The following is a 19506-nucleotide window of genomic DNA, read 5'->3' as shown; positions in this document are numbered from 1 at the left end:
CAAGGAGAAGGCAGAGGACTAATGCGGCAGTTAAGTCGTAAGCTTTGCACGAATCATAGTTCACCTCTGCTTTCCTTTGAATAAATTTAATACTTTTTTAGCAAACTCAAAGTAAAGGCACGAATCCCTTCGTGTGGCTTAAAAAAGAATTATTAAATCCAAAAAACAATCTAAAACCTTTTCATCTTATATGCAGAATTGTTTTCTTTCATTACAAAAAAATAAATGGATTGTTATTAATATTTTACTTCCAATTCAAATATAATAATTTATGTATTATGTGACCACTCAAAAGGATTCATAAGAAAACAAAAAATGCTCCAAATAGCGTTAACTTTTTGGAGCATTTTATCAATAAAGAGTATGTTTTACTTTACTTTTTTATTAATCTTTTAACAGAAGTAAGATTATTTTGAGTGGTAATTTCAATCATATACATTCCAGAAGTGAGTGGAGAAACATCTAAAGTATGAATCGGTGCTTCACTTGTTACTGACATGATTTGTTTGCCTAACAAGTCATAAACGTTCACTTTTTTAATGGTTTCATTTGCATCATATAACGATAATTGAACAGTTGAACTCGTTGGATTGGGATACATCTCAAAATTTCCATTGACAAAACTAGGGCTACTCAACAAAGGAATAAATTCGGTGTCAAACGTATTGGTAATAATCGGCGGATTAAAATCAAAAAAGATACTGGCAGTATTCGGTACAATATCACCTACCGAAATGCCGGGTTTTAATTTAACTTTAAACAATACAAATCCATTACTGGCTTCTTCATTGACGATTTTTGGTACCAAATTGATATTTCTAAATTCCCATTTTAAATCATTTTCAACACGAGTCATTATATAATTATGACTGGCATTCACCATTTCAATAGAAGTTTCATCAATTTGAGAGTGTAATTCATCTTCAATAATTACAAATTCAGCATTGGCTGTTCCTTCATTCTGAAAACGAATGGTATAAAATAAGTAATCGCTTGGTTCATATTCGGTAATTAAAATTTTACCACCATGTGATTCCATTTTGTCGTTTGGATCCCATGAGCCAACAATTATTTGTGCATTAGAGAAAGAATTGTTATCCAAATCAACATCATCAGCAGGAGCAGAAATAGAGACAACATTAGTCAAAACATCACCTAGAGCCACAGTTGGAATGGTAGGAACTGTCATGGTTACATAAAAAAAGCGGGTCTCATTTGGAGCTAAATTGGTAAATGAATAGGTAAAACCATTTTCATTCGCTACGGTTCCTTCTTGACTGATAGCTGTAATAGTTACCAATGGGTCTTTTGTAAAGGTTAAAGTACCGGATGTTGGTGTTAAACCTAAATTTTTATACACTATTTTTTCATTATACGTAAAGCCTGGTCTTGGTGGAGGATTTTGAGATACGATAGATGTGGTCACATCATTATATCCTTGTACTACAGTGATCGGAAAATAATATACTTGATAATTACTTCCTACCGGAATGGTTAAGTTACTGTAATTGGTGGTTCCGGCACTATAATAAGCACTATAATTGGGTTGAATTTGATAACTGATATCATAAGAATTCACAGGGTTTGTATCGTATAAAGAATACATTCCAACAGGAGAATAGGCCGAAGTTGGATTTCCGGCATCATTTAAATCAATCATAAAGGAACCATTTGAAAAAGTTGGTTCATTTTCATCTTTACTACCATTATTGTTTGTGTCTGTAAAAGCAATTAAGACAATTTTGTCGTTATCTGGAGCACAAGTTACATTGGCAGACCATCCGGCTCTAGTAATTGAAAAATCACTAATAAATCTAAAGGTTAAACAGCCATCAGGACTTGAGGAAGTAAAAGGTCCAGGACTCGTTGTTCCCCAAAAAGCTCCGGTAAAGTTTACCAATGCCAAAAGACCTGTACCGTTTGTACTTGAAATTTGTGGTGAGTTGGTTGAATTTCCATCATATACTAATAAGCCATCAAAGTTGGTTTCAACATCGAATTCTGTAAAAGTAACTGTTACCAATTCACCCGGATTATTAGGACAAATGGTTACTACATAATCTAAATTGTTGGCATAGTTAGCTGAAGGGCCCGAAAGATCATAAAAAGTATTACCACAGACCAGCGGAGCATTTAATGTGTTGATGGTAATTGGTCCGGCCCATGAACTTTTATCACTGTCAGAACATATGGAACGCACATAAACTTGATAACAAGTAAATGGATTTAAATTATCAACAGTTAATGAATTAGTGGCGGAAAGTGTTCCGTTAGAAGTAAGAGTAGGTGCCGGTGATCCGCATGGTTGTGCAATTACTTCCCATGAAGTGGCAGAACCGGTTTCAAACCAATCCAAAGTAAAGGAGTTAGTGGTAACGTTGGAAGCATTTACTTGTTGCGGACTAGGACACGTAACCAAAGTCGTGAAAGTTGACGCAACGGACCATTGGCTTGACTCTGTATCGGAACATATTGCTTTTACATATACATTATAACAGGTACCCGATGTTAAATTTTCTAATACATGTGGATTTGTATTTGTAATTACTCCGGCTGTATTTGGAGTAGGTGTGGTTCCGCAAGGTAACGCTACAATTTCCCAAGATGTTTCATTAGAGCCTGAAGTCCAACCAATCACAGCAGAGTTGGTTGTGATAGCAGTTGCCGCTACATTTGTTGGTCGTAAACAAGTGGTGGGTGTCGCACAAGTTACATTAGCAATCCAACCTGCTCTATTGACTGCATTATCACTTCTAAATCGGAAAGTCAAACAACCATCCGCACTGGTAGAAGTAAATGGACCAGGTATGGTTGTTCCCCAGAAAGCACCGGGAACTCCACCCGGAATGCTGTTCCCGGGATTACCACTGGAAATTTGCGGTGCATTGATTGAATTGCCATCAAATACATATAAACCATCCCAAATTGTTTCTATATCAAATGAGGTAAAGGTTACCGTTACAACTTCTCCGGGATTAGTTGGGCAAATCGTATAGGTATTATCGGAATTACTGACATAATTTGCATTTGGACCGCCATTATCGATGAATTGTTCGCCACAATTAGGCGAAACAACCGGGTTTTGAGCAGTTAAAAAGTAGGTTCCTGATGACCAATTGCTGTTATTTCCATTACAATTTGATCTTGTGAAAAAATTATAGGCTGTAGCCGCATTTAAACCTGTAGCAGTAAACGTTGGGGAAGTTACAGTTGTTCCAACCGAAGTTGGAGAGGGTAAACCTCCGGTTGAGGGTAAAACAATTACTTCCCAATTTGTTGCTGCATTATTGGCAAAATTTAAGGTTGCACCCGTATTGGTAACATTGGAAACTTGAAAATTAGTTGGAGGCAAACATCCATTTGATAAAGTAGTAAAAGTCATAAAATTAGACCAATTACTCACATCGCCCGGTACATCACTACAAATGGATCGGATATAAACCCTATACGTGGTACTTGCATTTAAACCCGTAGCTTGAAAAGTTGTACTGGTGGTAACTGTTCCTGTAGCATCAAATGTTGGAGCAGGTGAAGTTGACGGTAAAATGATGATTTCCCAATTGGTTGCGTTTCCGGTTTCAACCCAATTTATGGTAGCACTTGAAGTGGTAAAATTTGTGCCTGTAATGTTGTTTGGTGTTAAACATGTTCCGGGAGCACCACACGTTATATTTGCTATCCAACCGGGTTTATTTACGGAACTATCACTAATAAATCTAAAAGTTAAACTTCCATCCGAACTCGTTGAAGTAAAAGACCCCGGATTTGTGGTACCCCAAAAAGCACCTGGCAAAGTTAATGAACCTGTTCCTGTGTCATTTCCACTTGAAAATTGTGGGGCATTGGTACTATTACCATTGTATATGTATAATCCATCAAAATTTGGTTCAACATCAAATGAGGTAAAGGTTACAGTAACTACTTCATTTGGATTAGATGGAAATATGGTTACGGTATAATCCATATTATTAGCATAATTTGCATTTGCACCTTGTGGATCAGTAAATAAACCTCCACAGGTTGGATTTTGTGCAAATAATGAAATTGGGGCAAAAACTAGGGCAATGAATGCTAAAAGTAATTGTTTATTCATGTTTGTTTTTGTTAAAGGTTATATCAAATGTATATTGATTTTTAATAAGTTGTATAAAAAAATTAAAAATTTTTGTTTGTTATTACACAAAGTGCAATAAAACCGAATAACCAATAATAATGAACAAAAAAATTGCAGAAATTAATTACACCAAAAAAATAGTGAACAATTTTGAATTAATGCAATTGTATAATCTATAATTTGAATAAACTTTCAATAATTAATTTTTCATAGTAAAGAACTTTTTTTTCCTTTTTTCATGTTTTCTTCCGTACAAGTTGCACATTTGTTCGGAAAACACCCCCTTTTTCCGAAGCCCTTTCGAACAAGTACCGAACAAATACCGAATAAAACCCCTTTAAATTTCAAAAGAATTGTCAAACCTATTCAAACGCAATCAAAAGGATTCAAAACCGGTCAATGGATCAAATTTAAGTAGTACTTACTTAGCTTTTGGACTACTCTCTATTAGTAGGTGTTTAATTCATATTATCGTCATATCATCGTCATGTCAACGTTATGGTTGTGGTACCCATGAAGAACTAATTAGTATCAATTTTATTTATAAAAAACAAAAGCGTTTACAATCCAATCGATTATAAACGCTCTTAATACAGATAGGAAGTGAATTACTTTCTCTCCAACAAAACAATTCCCATCTGACTATCAATCACAACTTTTCCATCTTTTACAGTAGTTGAAATTCCTGAAAAAGCATCGTGAACTTCCGTTCCATCTTCAAAAATGGATGAAACATTGATTTCTTTTTTTCCGAATGGTAATTCCAAACCAATGACTACTTTATCCGTAAAATCACCTTTGGTAAAGGTTCTGCTGAATGTATAAAACGGAGCTTTTGAAATTTCTTTGTGGATTCCTGCTCCAACCGCCGGATGATTTTTTCTAAACTGCCCAATTTTTTGGAAATGCGTCAATACATTTTTGGTGTTTCCATTGGTTTTGAGGTCTTCCCAATTCATAAATGAACGCAAAGTAGCATCGCCTTGTGCTCCTTCAATTTCCAGAGAACGTGCGGTTTCATCACCATAATACACTTGCGAAATTCCTGGAGTTAGTAGTAATTTGGTTCCGGCATCAAAGGTTTTTTCTCTTTTTTTGTCAAATGGCCAGCCGTCATCGTGAGACGTCACATAATTCATCACACTTAACCCTTTCAAATCGGAATGTAAAATAGAAGCATAGTTACTGAAAAGTTCTTCATACGGCTTATTCGCATCGCCTTTAAAATCAAAATTGATAAGTGAAATAAAGCCGTTTTCAAAGTAGTTTACTTTTTTGTCGCCAAAATTATAGAATTGTTTGCCACTGATACCATAACCATAAACTTCTCCTACTATAAAAAATTCGTTGTTATCTAACACTTTATTCGGATTATCTTGTTTGAATTGTGCAAAAGCATCTTTACACACTTTAGCAAAATCTGACCAAACGTCTTCAGTAGTGTGTTTCACGGTATCTACACGATAGCCGTCAATGCCAAAATCGCTAATGTAATCCGACAACCATTTCATGATGTAATATTTCGGTGCTCTTGGGTAACCGGTACGTTTGAAAAATTCATCCAATTCGGCTACTTCTTGTTCGTAACGACCTTCTTTTTTCCATTTTTCTACTAAAGCGGGTGGCAATTCTACGTTTTCATTGCTTTCCGTTTTAACGTCCGGAAGGTTTTCTACCAATGTACAATCGATAAAGTTACGATACGTATCATACGAACATTTCGGTCCGGTTCGTACCCAACTTTCCGGCCAAACGGGGTCTAATTCGGTAACCGGTCCGGTATGATTAATCACGGCATCCAACACAATTCGGATACCTTTAGCGTGAGCTTTTTCAACCAATTCTTTCAAATCTTCGCGTGTGCCATAACTCGGGTCGATGTTCGTCCAATCTTTGGTCCAATAGCCATGAAAACCATAGGAGTTTCCGGTTCCTTCATCCACAGAACCGTGAATTTGTTCCACAACCGGTGTCATCCAAATGGCATTAATACCCAAGTCAGTAAAATACCCTTCGTCAATTTTTTGTGTAATTCCTTTGATATCGCCACCCATAAAATTCCGAAGTACTCCGGTTTCTTTGTCTCTTGGAATAATCTTGTCGTTATCCGGATTGCCATTGTTGAATCGGTCAATTAATAAAAAATATAAATTGGCTCCTTCCCAAACAAAAGGGGTTTCAGTATGTACGATTTCTTTTTTGGGTGAACATCCTAGAAACATAGTAGTTAGGATTATGGTGAAAAGTATCTTTTTCATTATAATTTTATTTTAATATTGGATTTGTTAGACGTCATTACATAGTTAAAAGTTAATTTTTTAGCTATTTTATCATATTGAAACTTAAGTTTTTTACCATCCATCAGTACAGATTTCGGTTTTTTAGATAACAAAAAAACATGAATCATACCTTTTTTACCTTTGGAAGGAAATACTTTGCTTTCCATTGAAATGAAGAGTGATTTTTTTTCGATTTCCGTTTCGCAAGTAAGCAACTCAGGATTGTTTTCTTTTGAATTATCACCTTCATCAAAATAGAATTGACGTTCGCTTGACGTTACTTTTTCATCAAAATAAAGTTGAAAATCTAAGTTGGAATTGTTATAATTTTGAGTGGTATGAACCACTTTTGTTATTGGAATCAAAACACCATTTCGCACAAATGTTGGAATGTGAGAAGTAACAACATTTATTTTTTCAGTTGAACCGCCACTATATTTTTTTGTGGAATAAATATCCGTCCAATTACTGTTTTTAGGAAAATAAATTTCTTTTGATTTCTGATTTGCTTCCATAATCGGATAAACCAGGTAATCTTTTCCCCATAAATAACCATCCGATTTAGTAAGCAAAGTTTCATTTTCCGGTTCTTCAAAAAACAATGGACGCATTAATGGTTTTCCCGATTGCGAATTTTCATAAGCCAAACTATAATTGTACGGTAGCATTGAATAACGCAATTCAATCGCATTTTTTGCTAAGCTTTTCGCCCAATCACTTCTAAAAACCGGCTCAGAAGCCACATCGGATTGAGCATGCGGACGAAAAATCGGATTGAAAACACCGTATTGCAACCAACGCACATACAATTCGTCATCTAAATTCGCTCCGGCAAATCCGCCTAAATCGGAATGCATGTACGCCAAACCTTGCATTCCCATTTGCAATGAAATTTCCACTTGACCGGAAAGTCCTCCCCATGTTCGGTTCACATCACCACTCCACGGAATCATTCCGTAACGCTGAGAACCTGAATAACCGGAACGCATCAAGATAAATGGTCTCTGAGTAGGGAAGTTATTCTGATAGCCTTCAAAAACAAGTTTTGCCCAATTATGTCCGTAAATGTTGTGCACTTCGTCAGCTGTTCCGCCAAAAGTTCGAGCAGCGGCCGGAAACACTTCGGGTTCACCCAAATCGCCCCAAACACCGCCAACGCCTTTGTTGGCCAATTCTTTATAAATGTTCCAAAACCATTTTTTGCCATCTATTTTAAAAATATCAATAATACCTGTATTTCCAAAATAAAAATCATATGTAAAAGGATTTCCGTTAGAATCGGTAGCTAGGATTTTTTTATCTACCGCTTCCTGCCATTTTTTGGAAGTGGTTAAAATAAACGGTTCCGTAATCGGAATGGTTTTGATGCCCATTTTATTAAAATCATCCACCATTTTTTCAAAAGTGGGAAAACTATCGCGATACACTTCCAAATTTCCCATCGTGCCTTGAACTTCTTTTCCAAACCAATACAAATCTAAAATAATAGCATCCACCGGAATGTTTTCTTCTTTGAATTTTTGAATGGTTCTGCGTGCTTCCGCTTCGGAATGATAACCAAAACGGGAGGAGAAATTACCCAAAGCCCAACGAGGAGGTAAAGGTTGTTTTCCGGTTAATTCGGTATAATTGTAAATTAAATCTTCCCACGTATTGCCCACAATCACTTGATAGGTTTTGCGGCCGGAAATGGTTTCATACTCTAAAATATTTTCTTTTTTACTGTCTAAATCCAAATAACCAATGGGAGCATTGTCAAAATGAACCATATATTTTTGGGAAGAAATGACTATTGGAATCGTAAAATTCATCAATTCCGATCGTGTTTCATAACCGTAATCGGCTCGGTTGTAAAGTGCCAATCGATTGCCGCGACGGTTCATTCCCAAAACTCTTGCCCCACCACCCAACAATTTTTCAGTTGCGTTGAGGTTGAATTGAATCACTTCGGTGGAATCATAAACGATATTTCCCTTAACTCGTTCTAATGGTTCGTGTTTGCGTTTGAAGTACCCTAATTTTTCGGAAAGAATGGGTTTGTTTTGATGAGAATAGGTAATTTGAAATGGCGACTTTATGATTTTTATGCCCAATTCATTGGTTTTCATTTCTATAAAATCGTCATTTTCCTGAATTTGAAAGGGATGGTTATTAGTTTTAAGCACCACGGCATGTGATTGCGAATTGAACTTTTCTCCTTTGGGAACAAACGAAGTTTCGGCTATTTTGTCATTGAAAAACTGAATAAAATAGGTTCCGTCTGTGGTTTTTAATTCTAATTTGTAACCCTTCCAAGAATGAGAAAAGTATTCTCTTTTAGTGTTTTGAGCAAAGCCAAAAGTAGTAAGGAATAAAAGAAAGATTAGTTTTTTCATTCGTTAATTCGTTTTTGTCGTAAAAAGATACGCTCCTTTTTGGTTTAAAATCCATTCGTTATCCCAAATAAATTCTTCTCCGGTGAGGATGTTTTTGAATTTTTTACCATTCAAATTCAGTTCTTTATAAATCGATAAATCTACTTTTGCCGATTCATTTTTGTTTAAAAAGAAAACAACAACTTCATCATTCAACATTCTAAACAGAGTATAAACACCATTGTTAGGAGCAAAATGCATGGTTTTACCTTCATGAATGGCTTTGCTGTTTTTTCTGTAATTTAAAATCTTTGCCAAATAACTTTGCATGTCTTTTTGGTCGGCAGTAAGTCCCTCTCCTGTAAAAGCATTTACTTTATCGCCTTTCCATCCGCCGGGAAAATCGGTTCTAATTAAGCCGTGATCACCGGGTTTGGCGGTGTTTTGCATCAAAATTTCTGTTCCGTAATAGAATTGTGGAATTCTTGGTAAAATCAAATAGGTTGCCAAAGCCATTTTAGTATTGACTACGTTTTCTTCCAATTGGGTAAAAATGCGATCCATGTCATGATTATCCGGAAAAATCATAATATCTTTTGGCGAAGCATAATGAAAATCATTGGCTAAACCATCGTAAAGTTTAGCTAATCCTTTGTCCCAACTTTCCGTTTCTTTCAGAGCTTGAGGAATAAGTGTTTGCATGGCGAAATCCATCGTCGAACGCAAATTGGATTGGTAACCATCTTTGTTATTGGCTCCTTGTTGCCAATAGCCAATCAGTAGCGGATTCGAACTCCATTCTTCGCCCACAATAGTAAAATTAGGATATTCAGACATAATTTCCCTCGCCCAATTGCTCATAAAAGCTTTATCCGGATAAGGATAGGTGTCTTGACGGATGCCACCCAATTGTAGCGTTTCAACCCACCAAATGCTGTTTTGAATGATATACCTGGCTAAAAAAGGATTACGTTGATTAATATCCGGCATGGTTGGTACAAACCAGCCATCGGCCATTTCTTTTTTGTCTTTTTCAGACGCATACAAATCTTGGTTGCTTGTTCGTCGGTGATTGGAAGTAGTATATTTTTTTTCTTTTTCAAATAATTCTTGATAATTCACCCAATCGGAAAAGGGTAAATCTTTCATCCACCAGTGTTCGCTACCGCAATGATTGGCTACTTGATCCATGATAAGTTTCATCCCATTTTGTTGTAATTTTTCGGACAGATTTTTATAATCCGTTAACGTTCCAAAACGAGGGTCAACTTGATAAAAATCGGTCATGGCATAGCCGTGATAAGAACCACTTTTCATGTCATTAGTCAAAACAGGAGTAGGCCAAATAGCAGTAAATCCTAAGTTTTTGATGTAATCAATATGATTGATAACACCTTGAATATCACCACCATGACGTTTGTAATCGTGCGTTCGGTCTAATTCGGTTTCGTTCATGGTTTTAACGATATCATTGGCTTCATTTCCGTTGGTAAAACGATCCGGAGTGATGAGATAAATGGCATCAGAACTATTGAATCCGATGAAGTCTTCAGAAGCTTTAGATTTCGGTTTTAATTCGTAAGCTTGTGTAATTTTTTTACCTTTCTCCGATTCAAAAATGATATTGAATTTTCCCGGTTTTGTAGATTGATCAATTTTTAAATCGATAAACAAGTAATTCGGACTTTTCGCTTGATGTACTTTTACAATTGAAATTCCCTCGTAAGAAATCTTTGGCGTTGCTTTTCCGATATTGGGATGCTGCACAAGCAATTGCAGATTTTCATTTTTAAAACCCGTCCACCAATTGGGTGGTTCAATGCGATTGACTTGAGCTGATAAAAATGAAAATGCGAGACAAAACAGTAGTAATGAAATTTTTTTCATAATTGATTGTTTTATCTCGCAAAGTCGCAAAGACGCTAAGCAAACCTTTGCGACTTAGCGTCTTTGCGAGAAATTATTATACCGTAACCAGACTATTCGGTTCCACCAAAACCTCTTTTCCGTTTACAAAAACAGTAATTGGTTTTTCGCCTTCCAACGAAAATTTGGTTTCATTGGCATGAACGGAAACTTTCAAGATTTGATTTCTGAAATTAATTTTAAACGAATAGCCTTTCCATTGAGCCGGTATTTTCGGTTCAAAGTGTAGCGTTTCATTTTTTACACGCATTCCACCAAAACCTTCCACTATACTCATCCAAGTTCCGGCCATCGAAGTGATATGTAAACCTTCGTGAACTTCTTTGTTGTAATCATCTAAATCCAAACGGGAAGTTCGAAGATAGAAAGTATACGCTTGTCCCATTCTACCCAAAACGGCCGCTTGAATCGAGTGAACGCAAGGTGAAAGTGAACTTTCATGAACGGTAAATGGCTCATAAAAATCGAAATGTTTTTCCAATTGTTCTTTACTGAAATGATCTTCAAAAAAGTAGAAACCTTGTAACGTATCGGCTTGTTTGATATAAGGTGAACGTAAAATTCTATCCCACGACCATTTTTGGTTAATCGGTCGCTGACTCTTATCTAAATCATGCACTTTTACTAACTCTTTATCCAAAAATCCATCTTGTTGCAAATACACGCCATGTTCTTCAGAATAAGGGAAATACATGTTATCTGCTACTTCTTTCCAATGGTTGATTTCTGTTGTTGAAAGTTTTACTTTATTTAAAATTCGGGTGTAATCTGATGAATATTCTTTTTCAATTTTTTGGATTTGTTCAATCGTATAATCAATACACCATTTTGCAATATAATTGGTGTAAAAATTATTATTCACGTTATTTTCATACTCATTCGGACCCGTTACACCTAAAATCACATATTGATTTCGATACGTAGAGTAGGTGGCTCTTTGATGCCAAAAACGAGCAATTCCGATTAATACTTCTAACCCTTTTTCGGGAATGTAGCTATAATCACCGGTGAATCGGTAATAATTAAAAATGGCAAAAGCGATTGCTCCGTTTCGGTGAATTTCTTCAAACGTAATTTCCCATTCGTTATGACATTCTTCACCATTCATGGTTACCATCGGATACAAAGCGGCACCGTTTTTAAAGCCAAGTTTTCCGGCATTTTCAATCGCTTTATCCAATTGATTGTAACGATAAGTCAATAGATTTCTCGCCACTTGTTGGTCTTTAGTTGCCATATAAAAAGGAATGCAATACGCCTCGGTATCCCAATACGTTGAACCGCCATATTTTTCGCCCGTAAATCCTTTCGGACCGATATTTAAGCGAGAATCTTTTCCTAAATACGTTTGGTTTAATTGGAAAATATTGAAACGAATCCCCTGTTGAGCTTTTACATCGCCATCAATAGTAATGTCGCTCATTTCCCAAATTTTTGACCAAGCTTCAATCTGATTGGCTAATAATTGGTCATAACCAATAGAAACGGCTTTTGAAACTACATTTTTAGCTGCCTCTTCTGTATTTTCATGGTTCATCGAAACTGTGTAACCACCTATTTTTTGAATGGTAGCCGATTGATTTTGGGCAACTGAAACTTCATACGAAAATTCAATTTTATCATTAGATGATGCAACGTTGGACGGAGAAGCATTCACATTTTTTCCACCCACCAAAATCGTATTGTGCATGAATGTAGTTGCGGTAAAATGTGTTTTGAATGTTCTTGCGGTTACAAAAGCTTCGTTTGCGTTGTTTCTTACGTTTAATGGTTCCCAGAATTTTTCTTCCCAGTTAGCATCTTCGTTGTGGACACCAGCATCAAGATAAGGTTTGAAAACAATCTTGGCATCCTGATTCAAAGGGGTAACTTGATAATTGATGACACCTACTTCATCCAAATCCAATGAAAGAAAACGACGCACTTGCACTTCAATTTCAGTACCGTTTTGAAGCGTTGCGATAAATGAACGATGGTACCAACCTTCTTTCATATTCAATTCTCTACGAAAATTCTTCACTGCTACACAATTAGCCAAATCCAAATTTTCACCGTTAATTTCGATGTTTATTCCAATCCAATTGGGAGCATTAAGTACTTTGGCAAAATACTCAGGATAACCGTTTTTCCACCAACCCACTTTGGTTTTATCGGGATAATAAATTCCGGCAATATAACTTCCTTGGAAGGTTTTTCCGGAGTAATATTCTTCAAAATTCGCACGTTGTCCCATCGCACCGTTTCCAATGCTGAACAAACTTTCGGAAGACTTAACCAGGTCTTGCTCAAATCCTTCTTCAATAATCGACCAGTTATCTGGTATGATATAATCTTGGTTCATTAATTTTAGTTTAAAAGTTTCAAGTTTAACGTTTCAAGTTTTGTTGATTTTTAAAACTTGAATCATTAAAATTTTACTATTTATTTATTAGGTTTTGTATAAAATTTAAATCGATGTGCGTAAAATCAGTGAATACGAATTGAGCTTCGTGCAAAATAGTAGCTTCTCCAATTCCCACACTCGTCATTCCGGCGATGTTTGCAGCCTGAATTCCGGCAACAGAATCTTCAAAAACGATGCATTTATCGTTTGAAAAATTCACTTTTTTGGCTCCCTGAAGAAATACTTCCGGATCCGGTTTGGCATTTGACACATCGTTTCCATCCACGATAGCATCAAAATAGTCAATAATTTTTGCCTTTTCTAAAATAGGCTTAGCATTTTTACTGGCAGAGCCTAAAACAATTTTTTGGTTATTTTCTTTCAAATAAATCAAGACCGATAAAACACCAGGCAAGATTTCACTTTCGTCCATGTTCACCAAATAGGAAAGATAGTCTTCGTTTTTTTGAACGAGCCATTTGTTTTTATCTTCTTGCGAAGCTTCCATATTTCCTAAAGCAAGAATAAGGTCGAGTGATCGAACACGACTCACACCTTTGAGTTCTTCATTGTGTTCGGGTGTAAATTCGATACCCAATTGGTTGGCAATCTTTTGCCACGCTAAATAGTGGTATTTAGCCGTGTCAACGATTACACCGTCGAGGTCGAATATGAAACATTTTTGATTCATTAGCTTTGTACTACATCATCTACATCTTGTACCTTGTAAACCAAAGCAGCAGCGATTAAAAAACTGACACCGCTGGTTACCAAAGCAAAAATGGCATGATCGTTATATAAATATTTAACCAATAATCCTCCAATGAGGGCATTAATAATCTGTGGAATTACGATAAAGAAATTGAAAATCCCCATGTAAACTCCCATTTTCTTGGGATGAATGGAACCTGCTAAAATAGCATAAGGCATAGCAAGAATGCTTGCCCAAGCTATACCAACACAAACCATTGAAAAAATTAGTGTTTCTTTATTTGGCATAAAATACATTGAAATCAAACCAATTCCTCCTATGACTAAGGAAATTGAATGCGTTTTTTTCCGGCCAATTTGTTTGGCAATGTAGGGTAAAGTAAAAGCGAATAGAGCGGAAACAAGATTGTAAACTCCAAAAATTACACCAACCCAATCGCCAGCACTTTGAAATGCAGCACTAGAACTGTCATTTACGGGTAAACCATAAATATGTTGTGCGATTGCCGGAGTTGTAAAAACCCACATTCCAAATAGACCAAACCATGAAAAAAATTGAACCCAGCTCAATTGACGCATGGTTTCAGGCATTTTTTTGAAATCATCAAGAATATCGATTAAACGAGATTCTTTTTCTTCGTAATCTTCAGCAATTGCTTCTTGATGTGCTATTTCATCTTCAAAATTCTTTAGTTCATCAGGAGAATACTCTTTGGTTGTAAATAAAGTAACTAAAATAGAGCCTACCAGTATGATTGCTCCAATAATGAAAGATAGAATTAGATTTAATGGTACTGTGCCGTTTTCTCCGCTATTAGAAATTCCAAACCAATTGGTCAACACATAAGGCAACCAAGAACCTATAACAGCACCAAAACCAATTAAGGCAGTTTGAACACTAAAACCTAATGTTCTTTGGTCAGTTCTTAAATTATCTCCAACCAAGGCTCGGAAAGGTTCCATTGCAATGTTGAAAGAGGCATCCATAATCATTAGCATTCCGGCACCCACCCAAAGGGCAGGTAAAATTGCAATAAAAATGTCAGCTTGCGGCATTAAAATTAATCCGATGGAAGCCAATACTGCACCAGCCAAGAAAAAAGGTTTTCTTCTTCCAAAACGGCCCCAAGTATTATCGCTGTAATGACCAATAATAGGTTGAACAATTAACCCCATCAAAGGAGCAATTATCCAAAACCATGAAAGTTCATGTACATCGGCACCAAAAATTTGAAGAATTCTACTGGCATTTGCATTTTGAAGGGCAAAACCCATTTGTATTCCCAAGAAACCGAAACTCATGTTCCAAATTTCCCAGAAACTTAACTTACGCTTTTCCATTATCGTAATTAGTTGATTAATAATACGATAAGCGGTTTATGGCTTATCAAAACTTTGGTTCGAAGTAAAAATACAAGCTTTGATAATGAGTACAAATATAGTTTTTTTTTAAAGCGAAATTATTTTTTTGAAATTTTTTTGAAAGTCATTTTTTGATTTAATGATTTCCAAAGTCAATAAAAACAATTGTTTACAACCACTACAACGTTGGCGTAGATTCTCGTTCTACTAAGTGGGTTTCAATAACTTCTGTTCTGTAATGTTCATCGTCTTCGTCTTCGCTTTCTAATCTTTCGATGAGCATTTTAGCCGCTTTTCCACCCATTTTAATTCCGTTCTGACTCACAGTGGTGATGCTTGGAGAGGAATATTTGGAAATAATTCCGTCTGTAAAACCAATAACGGCAATATCTTCCGGAATTTTTAATCCAATTTTTAAAGCAGATTTAATAGCTGTAACTGCAAAAAGTTCGTTTACGGCAAAAATGGCGTCAATTTTTTGACTGTTAATCAAATTGTCAATGGCTTCATCACAATGTTCAATATCTTCAATTTTAAGAATTAAATTTTCATCAATTTTAATATCATTTGATTTTAAAGCTTTCAAATAACCTTCGGTTCTTAATTTTCCCACACTCACATAATCAACAGTAGTAATAAGTGCAATTTTTTTAAATCCCTTATCTATTAAGGTTTGAACCGCTTGAATGGCGGATAAAAGATCATCAATAATTACTTTATCACATAAAATATCATTGGTCACACGATCAAACATCACAACAGGCATTCCTTGATTTATGACTTCAGTAATGTGATGAAAATCTCTCTTTTGTTGGGTCTCTTTTGATAAGGACATAATGAATCCATCAATGCTTCCATTGGCCAACATTTCCATGTTAATAACTTCTTTATCAAACGATTCATCCGATAAACAAACTATTACGTTGTAGCCGTGTTCGTTGGCTACATTTTCTACACCGCTGATTACAGTAGCAAAAAAATGGTGAACTATTTCGGGGATAATAATTCCGATGGTTTTTGTTTTTTTGTTTTTTAAACTAAGGGCAATATTGTTGGGTTTGTAGTTGTATAATTTAGCAAAGGCTTGTACTTTTTGGCGAGTATCTTCACTGATTTCAGCACTGTCTTTTAGCGATTTTGAAACGGTAGAAATGGAAACATCTAATTCTTTGGCAATTTGCTTTAATGTAACTTTTCTTTTCATGTTTTTTGGACTTATTAATGATTTGCGAATAAAGATAAATTTTATTTTTTAGAATCGGAATTTTTAGCTTAAAAATACTGTTTATTCCAAAAGTTTTCAACACGAAAACGTTTTCGGGGACTGTTTAACAAATGTTTATTCAAAAAGATAAATATTTTACTTAAATTTAACATTCGAAGTCAAAAATACAAGCAAAAAACACAATTTTTAACCTAAACAAACTGTATGAAAACAATTTCTAAAAAGTTGTTATTTTTATTGCTACTACTGCCACTTAGTGTGCTGGCTCAGAGCACTGTAAGCGGTGTTGTTTCCGACAAATCGTCAGGACAACCCCTCCCGGGAGTAAACGTAATTATCAAAGGTACCTCTAAAGGTACTACAACCGATTTTGATGGTAAGTATGTACTATCAAATGTTACTAGTGGTGAGGTGATTGAATTTTCTTATGTAGGTTTTACTACACAAGACGTTCCTTATGCTTCCCAAAAAACAATTAATGTTTCTCTAGAAGAGGAAACCGCCAAGTTAGATGAAGTAGTTTTGGTAGGTTATGGTGCTGTTAAAAAGAAAGATGCAACAGGATCTGTAACACAAGTTACTACGAAAGATTTTAACAAAGGAGCCAATGTGACCGCAGAGAGTTTGTTAAATGGTCGTGTTGCCGGGGTAACCATTAATCAAAGTGGTGCTCCTGGTTCAGGTTCTGAAATTAGAATTCGTGGGGGTTCTTCTTTGTTAGCATCCAATGATCCGTTGATTGTTATTGACGGCTTACCTGTTTCTAATTCGACAGGTGAAGGAGCAACATCCATCTTGTCTTCGATCAATCCAAATGATATTGAAAGTTTTACGGTACTTAAAGATGCTTCTGCAACAGCTATTTATGGTTCTAGAGCGTCGAATGGTGTAATCATTATTACAACCAAGAGAGCCGGAAAAAATCTACAAGTGGATTATAACTTTCAATACGGTTCTGGAAAAAAATTCAACCAAGTTGATGTGTATAATGCTGACCAATTTAGAACTGTTATTAATACAGAGTTTGAAGGAAATGCAGCAGTAATTGGAAAATTAGGGTCTGCAAATACCGACTGGCAAGATGAAATCTACAGAAGAACCGATTTTGTTGACAATAATTTATCAATCAAAGGAAATCTATTCAAAACAATTCCTGTTCGTCTTTCGGTGGGTAACACTTATCAAGAAGGTTTGCGTTTAACTAATAAATTTAACAGGAATTCTGTTTCTTTAAATTTATCTCCTGAATTTTTTGAAAATCACTTAAAATTCAGAATTGCAGCCAATTTTACTAATCAAAAGAACAGATTCGCTGCAGGTGTTGAAGGTGCGGCAATTCGTTTTGACCCTACGCAACCTGTTTACGATGCGGAATCACCTTATGACGGATTTTTTGAATATAGAAATGGTCAGCCAGGCACTGCTAACTTTTTAGCTCCTGCAACCCGCAATCCTGTAGCTCAACTTTTACAAACATATGATACGGGTGTAAATAATAGATTTTTTGGAAATTTTGAAATCGATTATAAACTCCATTTTTTACCTCAACTAAGAGCAGTTGTTAACATGGGTTATGATCAACAAAAAGGAAACAGAAATATTCAAGTTAGTCGCAATGCTTTAACAGGATTTATAAATGGTACAACCTTATTTGGCAATGATTCTTATTCTGAAAGTACTGTTACGAATAAATTGTTAGATTCTTATTTGGTATACAATAGTGAAGTTGGAAATTTGGTATACGAAGTAACAGGTGGTTATTCTTATCAAATATTCGAAAATGAAGGAAGTTTTACCAGAAACAGAAATAATCCTCAAGATGTTCCTGGATCTTATGTGAATGACGATATTGTTTTGATTGGTTTCTTCGGAAGAGCTAATTTAAATTTCAGTAATAAATATTTATTGACCTTAAACTACAGACGTGATGGAACTTCACGTTTTGGAGAAGAAAATCGTTGGGGTAACTTCCCATCGGTGGCATTTGCGTGGAAATTAAAAGAAGATTTCTTTGCTGAGAGCACCAAGCTTTCCGATTTAAAACTTCGTTTAGGTTGGGGTATAACCGGTCAACAAGATATTGCAGCGGGTACTTTCTATTTGCCTAAATACAATATTGGGGATCCATTTTCACAATATATTATTGGTGGTGCAATTTACCCTGTTGGAAGTCCTGAATCTTATGGACCTGTTAAATGGGAAGAAACTTATTCCTATAATGTAGGTTTAGATTTTGGATTTATGGGTAATAGATTAACCGGAGCTTTAGATTTATTCTATAAACAATCGTATGACTTATTTCAAACAGCTCCATTCCCTGATGGCGGTAACTTTAGCAACCAAGGTCCGCAAAACATTGGTGATATGAGTACTAAAGGTATAGAATTTTCGATTGCTTATGATGTTATTAAAAAAGAAGATATAACTTGGAATGTTTCTTTTAATGCTACAAAATATGAGAGAAGAATTGATGAATTAGCATTAGGACAACCATTGTTTACTGGGTTTACAGGTGCTGGAACAGGAGGAACTTCTCAAATTTTACAAGAAGGATTTACACCAAATTCATTCTTTGTTTATAAGCAGTTATACGATGTTAGTGGTTCTCCTATTGAAGGTGCTTTTGCTGATTTGGATGGAAATGGAATTATCAATGGTGAAGATCGTTACATTTATAAAAACCCGGATCCTGACTTTTTACTGGGTTTTGCAACAAATCTTAATTATAAAAACTTTGATTTAGGATTTAATTTAAGAGCAAGTGTTGGTAATCGCATTTTAAATACTACCAAATCAACTAGATCTTACAGCAGTACTTTACAAGAAGGACAGGCTTTAGAGAACATCTCTACTTTTTATGAGTTTACCGGATTCCAACAACAAAACGGAGAGAATGTTTTGTCAGATTTGTTTGTTGAAAACGGTTCTTTTTTACGAATGGATTATGCAACTTTAGGTTACACTTTCCCGAAATGGTTAGAAGGAAAAGCTTCAGTTAGATTGTTTGCTTCTGTTCAAAATCCGTTTATTATTACGGAATATGATGGTTTAGATCCTGAAATTACTGGTGGAATTGATGCGACAATATATCCAAGACAAAGACAATTTTTGTTTGGTGTAAATGTTAAATTTTAATTAAAATACTATGAAAA

General features: G+C 35.5%; 9 protein-coding genes. 1 reads left to right on the top strand and 8 read right to left on the bottom strand.

What is annotated here, in order from left to right:
• Positions 1–373: 373 nt before the first annotated feature.
• From ACIQ0M_RS01630 to ACIQ0M_RS01595, 8 genes are all read right to left on the bottom strand, one after another.
• The gene (locus ACIQ0M_RS01630; RefSeq protein WP_396149053.1) at positions 374–4093 is read right to left on the bottom strand and encodes a fibronectin type III domain-containing protein; all 3720 of its coding nucleotides are present in this window, start codon (positions 4091–4093) and stop codon (positions 374–376) included.
• A gap of 629 nt (positions 4094–4722) precedes the next feature.
• Positions 4723–6372 carry an alpha-amylase family glycosyl hydrolase gene (locus ACIQ0M_RS01625; protein WP_396149051.1) on the bottom strand — a complete coding sequence of 550 codons (1650 nt, stop codon included), beginning with the start codon at positions 6370–6372 and terminating at the stop codon, positions 4723–4725.
• The gene (locus tag ACIQ0M_RS01620; protein WP_396149049.1) at positions 6372–8768 is read right to left on the bottom strand and encodes a TIM-barrel domain-containing protein; all 2397 of its coding nucleotides are present in this window, start codon (positions 8766–8768) and stop codon (positions 6372–6374) included. The genes ACIQ0M_RS01625 and ACIQ0M_RS01620 overlap by 1 nt, the downstream gene beginning before the upstream one ends.
• A 3-nt stretch (positions 8769–8771) precedes the next feature.
• Positions 8772–10634 carry a glycoside hydrolase family 13 protein gene (locus ACIQ0M_RS01615; protein ID WP_396149047.1) on the bottom strand — a complete coding sequence of 621 codons (1863 nt, stop codon included), beginning with the start codon at positions 10632–10634 and terminating at the stop codon, positions 8772–8774.
• A 76-nt stretch (positions 10635–10710) separates the two neighbouring features.
• Entirely contained in the window at positions 10711–13014 is a 2304-nt protein-coding gene (locus ACIQ0M_RS01610; protein WP_396149044.1) for a glycoside hydrolase family 65 protein, read from the bottom strand.
• Positions 13015–13090: 76 nt separating this feature from the next.
• Entirely contained in the window at positions 13091–13747 is a 657-nt protein-coding gene (gene pgmB, locus ACIQ0M_RS01605) for a beta-phosphoglucomutase (RefSeq protein WP_396149042.1), read from the bottom strand.
• Positions 13747–15108, bottom strand: coding sequence for an MFS transporter (locus ACIQ0M_RS01600; RefSeq protein ID WP_396149040.1), 1362 nt, complete (start codon positions 15106–15108; stop codon positions 13747–13749). Before ACIQ0M_RS01600 ends, pgmB begins: the two co-directional genes overlap by 1 nt.
• 199 nt (positions 15109–15307) lie before the next feature.
• Entirely contained in the window at positions 15308–16333 is a 1026-nt protein-coding gene (locus tag ACIQ0M_RS01595; protein ID WP_396149038.1) for a LacI family DNA-binding transcriptional regulator, read from the bottom strand.
• Between the two features lie 225 nt (positions 16334–16558).
• Between ACIQ0M_RS01595 and ACIQ0M_RS01590 the strand changes: the two genes are divergently transcribed.
• Positions 16559–19489 carry a SusC/RagA family TonB-linked outer membrane protein gene (locus ACIQ0M_RS01590; protein ID WP_396149036.1) on the top strand — a complete coding sequence of 977 codons (2931 nt, stop codon included), beginning with the start codon at positions 16559–16561 and terminating at the stop codon, positions 19487–19489.
• Positions 19490–19506 lie beyond the last annotated feature (17 nt).

Origin of the sequence: Flavobacterium sp. (assembly GCF_044339515.1) — a bacterium.
GTDB lineage: Bacteria > Bacteroidota > Bacteroidia > Flavobacteriales > Flavobacteriaceae > Flavobacterium.
Note: the sequence above shows the minus strand (reverse complement) of the source record. Positions and strands in the feature narration are given on the sequence as shown.

Coding starts and splice junctions, on each gene's coding strand:
- ACIQ0M_RS01630 (WP_396149053.1), bottom strand. CDS start 4,093: ATGAATAAACAATTACTTTTAGCATTCATTGCCCTAGTTTTTGCCCCA.
- ACIQ0M_RS01620 (WP_396149049.1), bottom strand. CDS start 8,768: ATGAAAAAACTAATCTTTCTTTTATTCCTTACTACTTTTGGCTTTGCT.
- ACIQ0M_RS01600 (WP_396149040.1), bottom strand. CDS start 15,108: ATGGAAAAGCGTAAGTTAAGTTTCTGGGAAATTTGGAACATGAGTTTC.
- ACIQ0M_RS01595 (WP_396149038.1), bottom strand. CDS start 16,333: ATGAAAAGAAAAGTTACATTAAAGCAAATTGCCAAAGAATTAGATGTT.
- ACIQ0M_RS01615 (WP_396149047.1), bottom strand. CDS start 10,634: ATGAAAAAAATTTCATTACTACTGTTTTGTCTCGCATTTTCATTTTTA.
- pgmB (WP_396149042.1), bottom strand. CDS start 13,747: ATGAATCAAAAATGTTTCATATTCGACCTCGACGGTGTAATCGTTGAC.
- ACIQ0M_RS01590 (WP_396149036.1), top strand. CDS start 16,559: ATGAAAACAATTTCTAAAAAGTTGTTATTTTTATTGCTACTACTGCCA.
- ACIQ0M_RS01625 (WP_396149051.1), bottom strand. CDS start 6,372: ATGAAAAAGATACTTTTCACCATAATCCTAACTACTATGTTTCTAGGA.
- ACIQ0M_RS01610 (WP_396149044.1), bottom strand. CDS start 13,014: ATGAACCAAGATTATATCATACCAGATAACTGGTCGATTATTGAAGAA.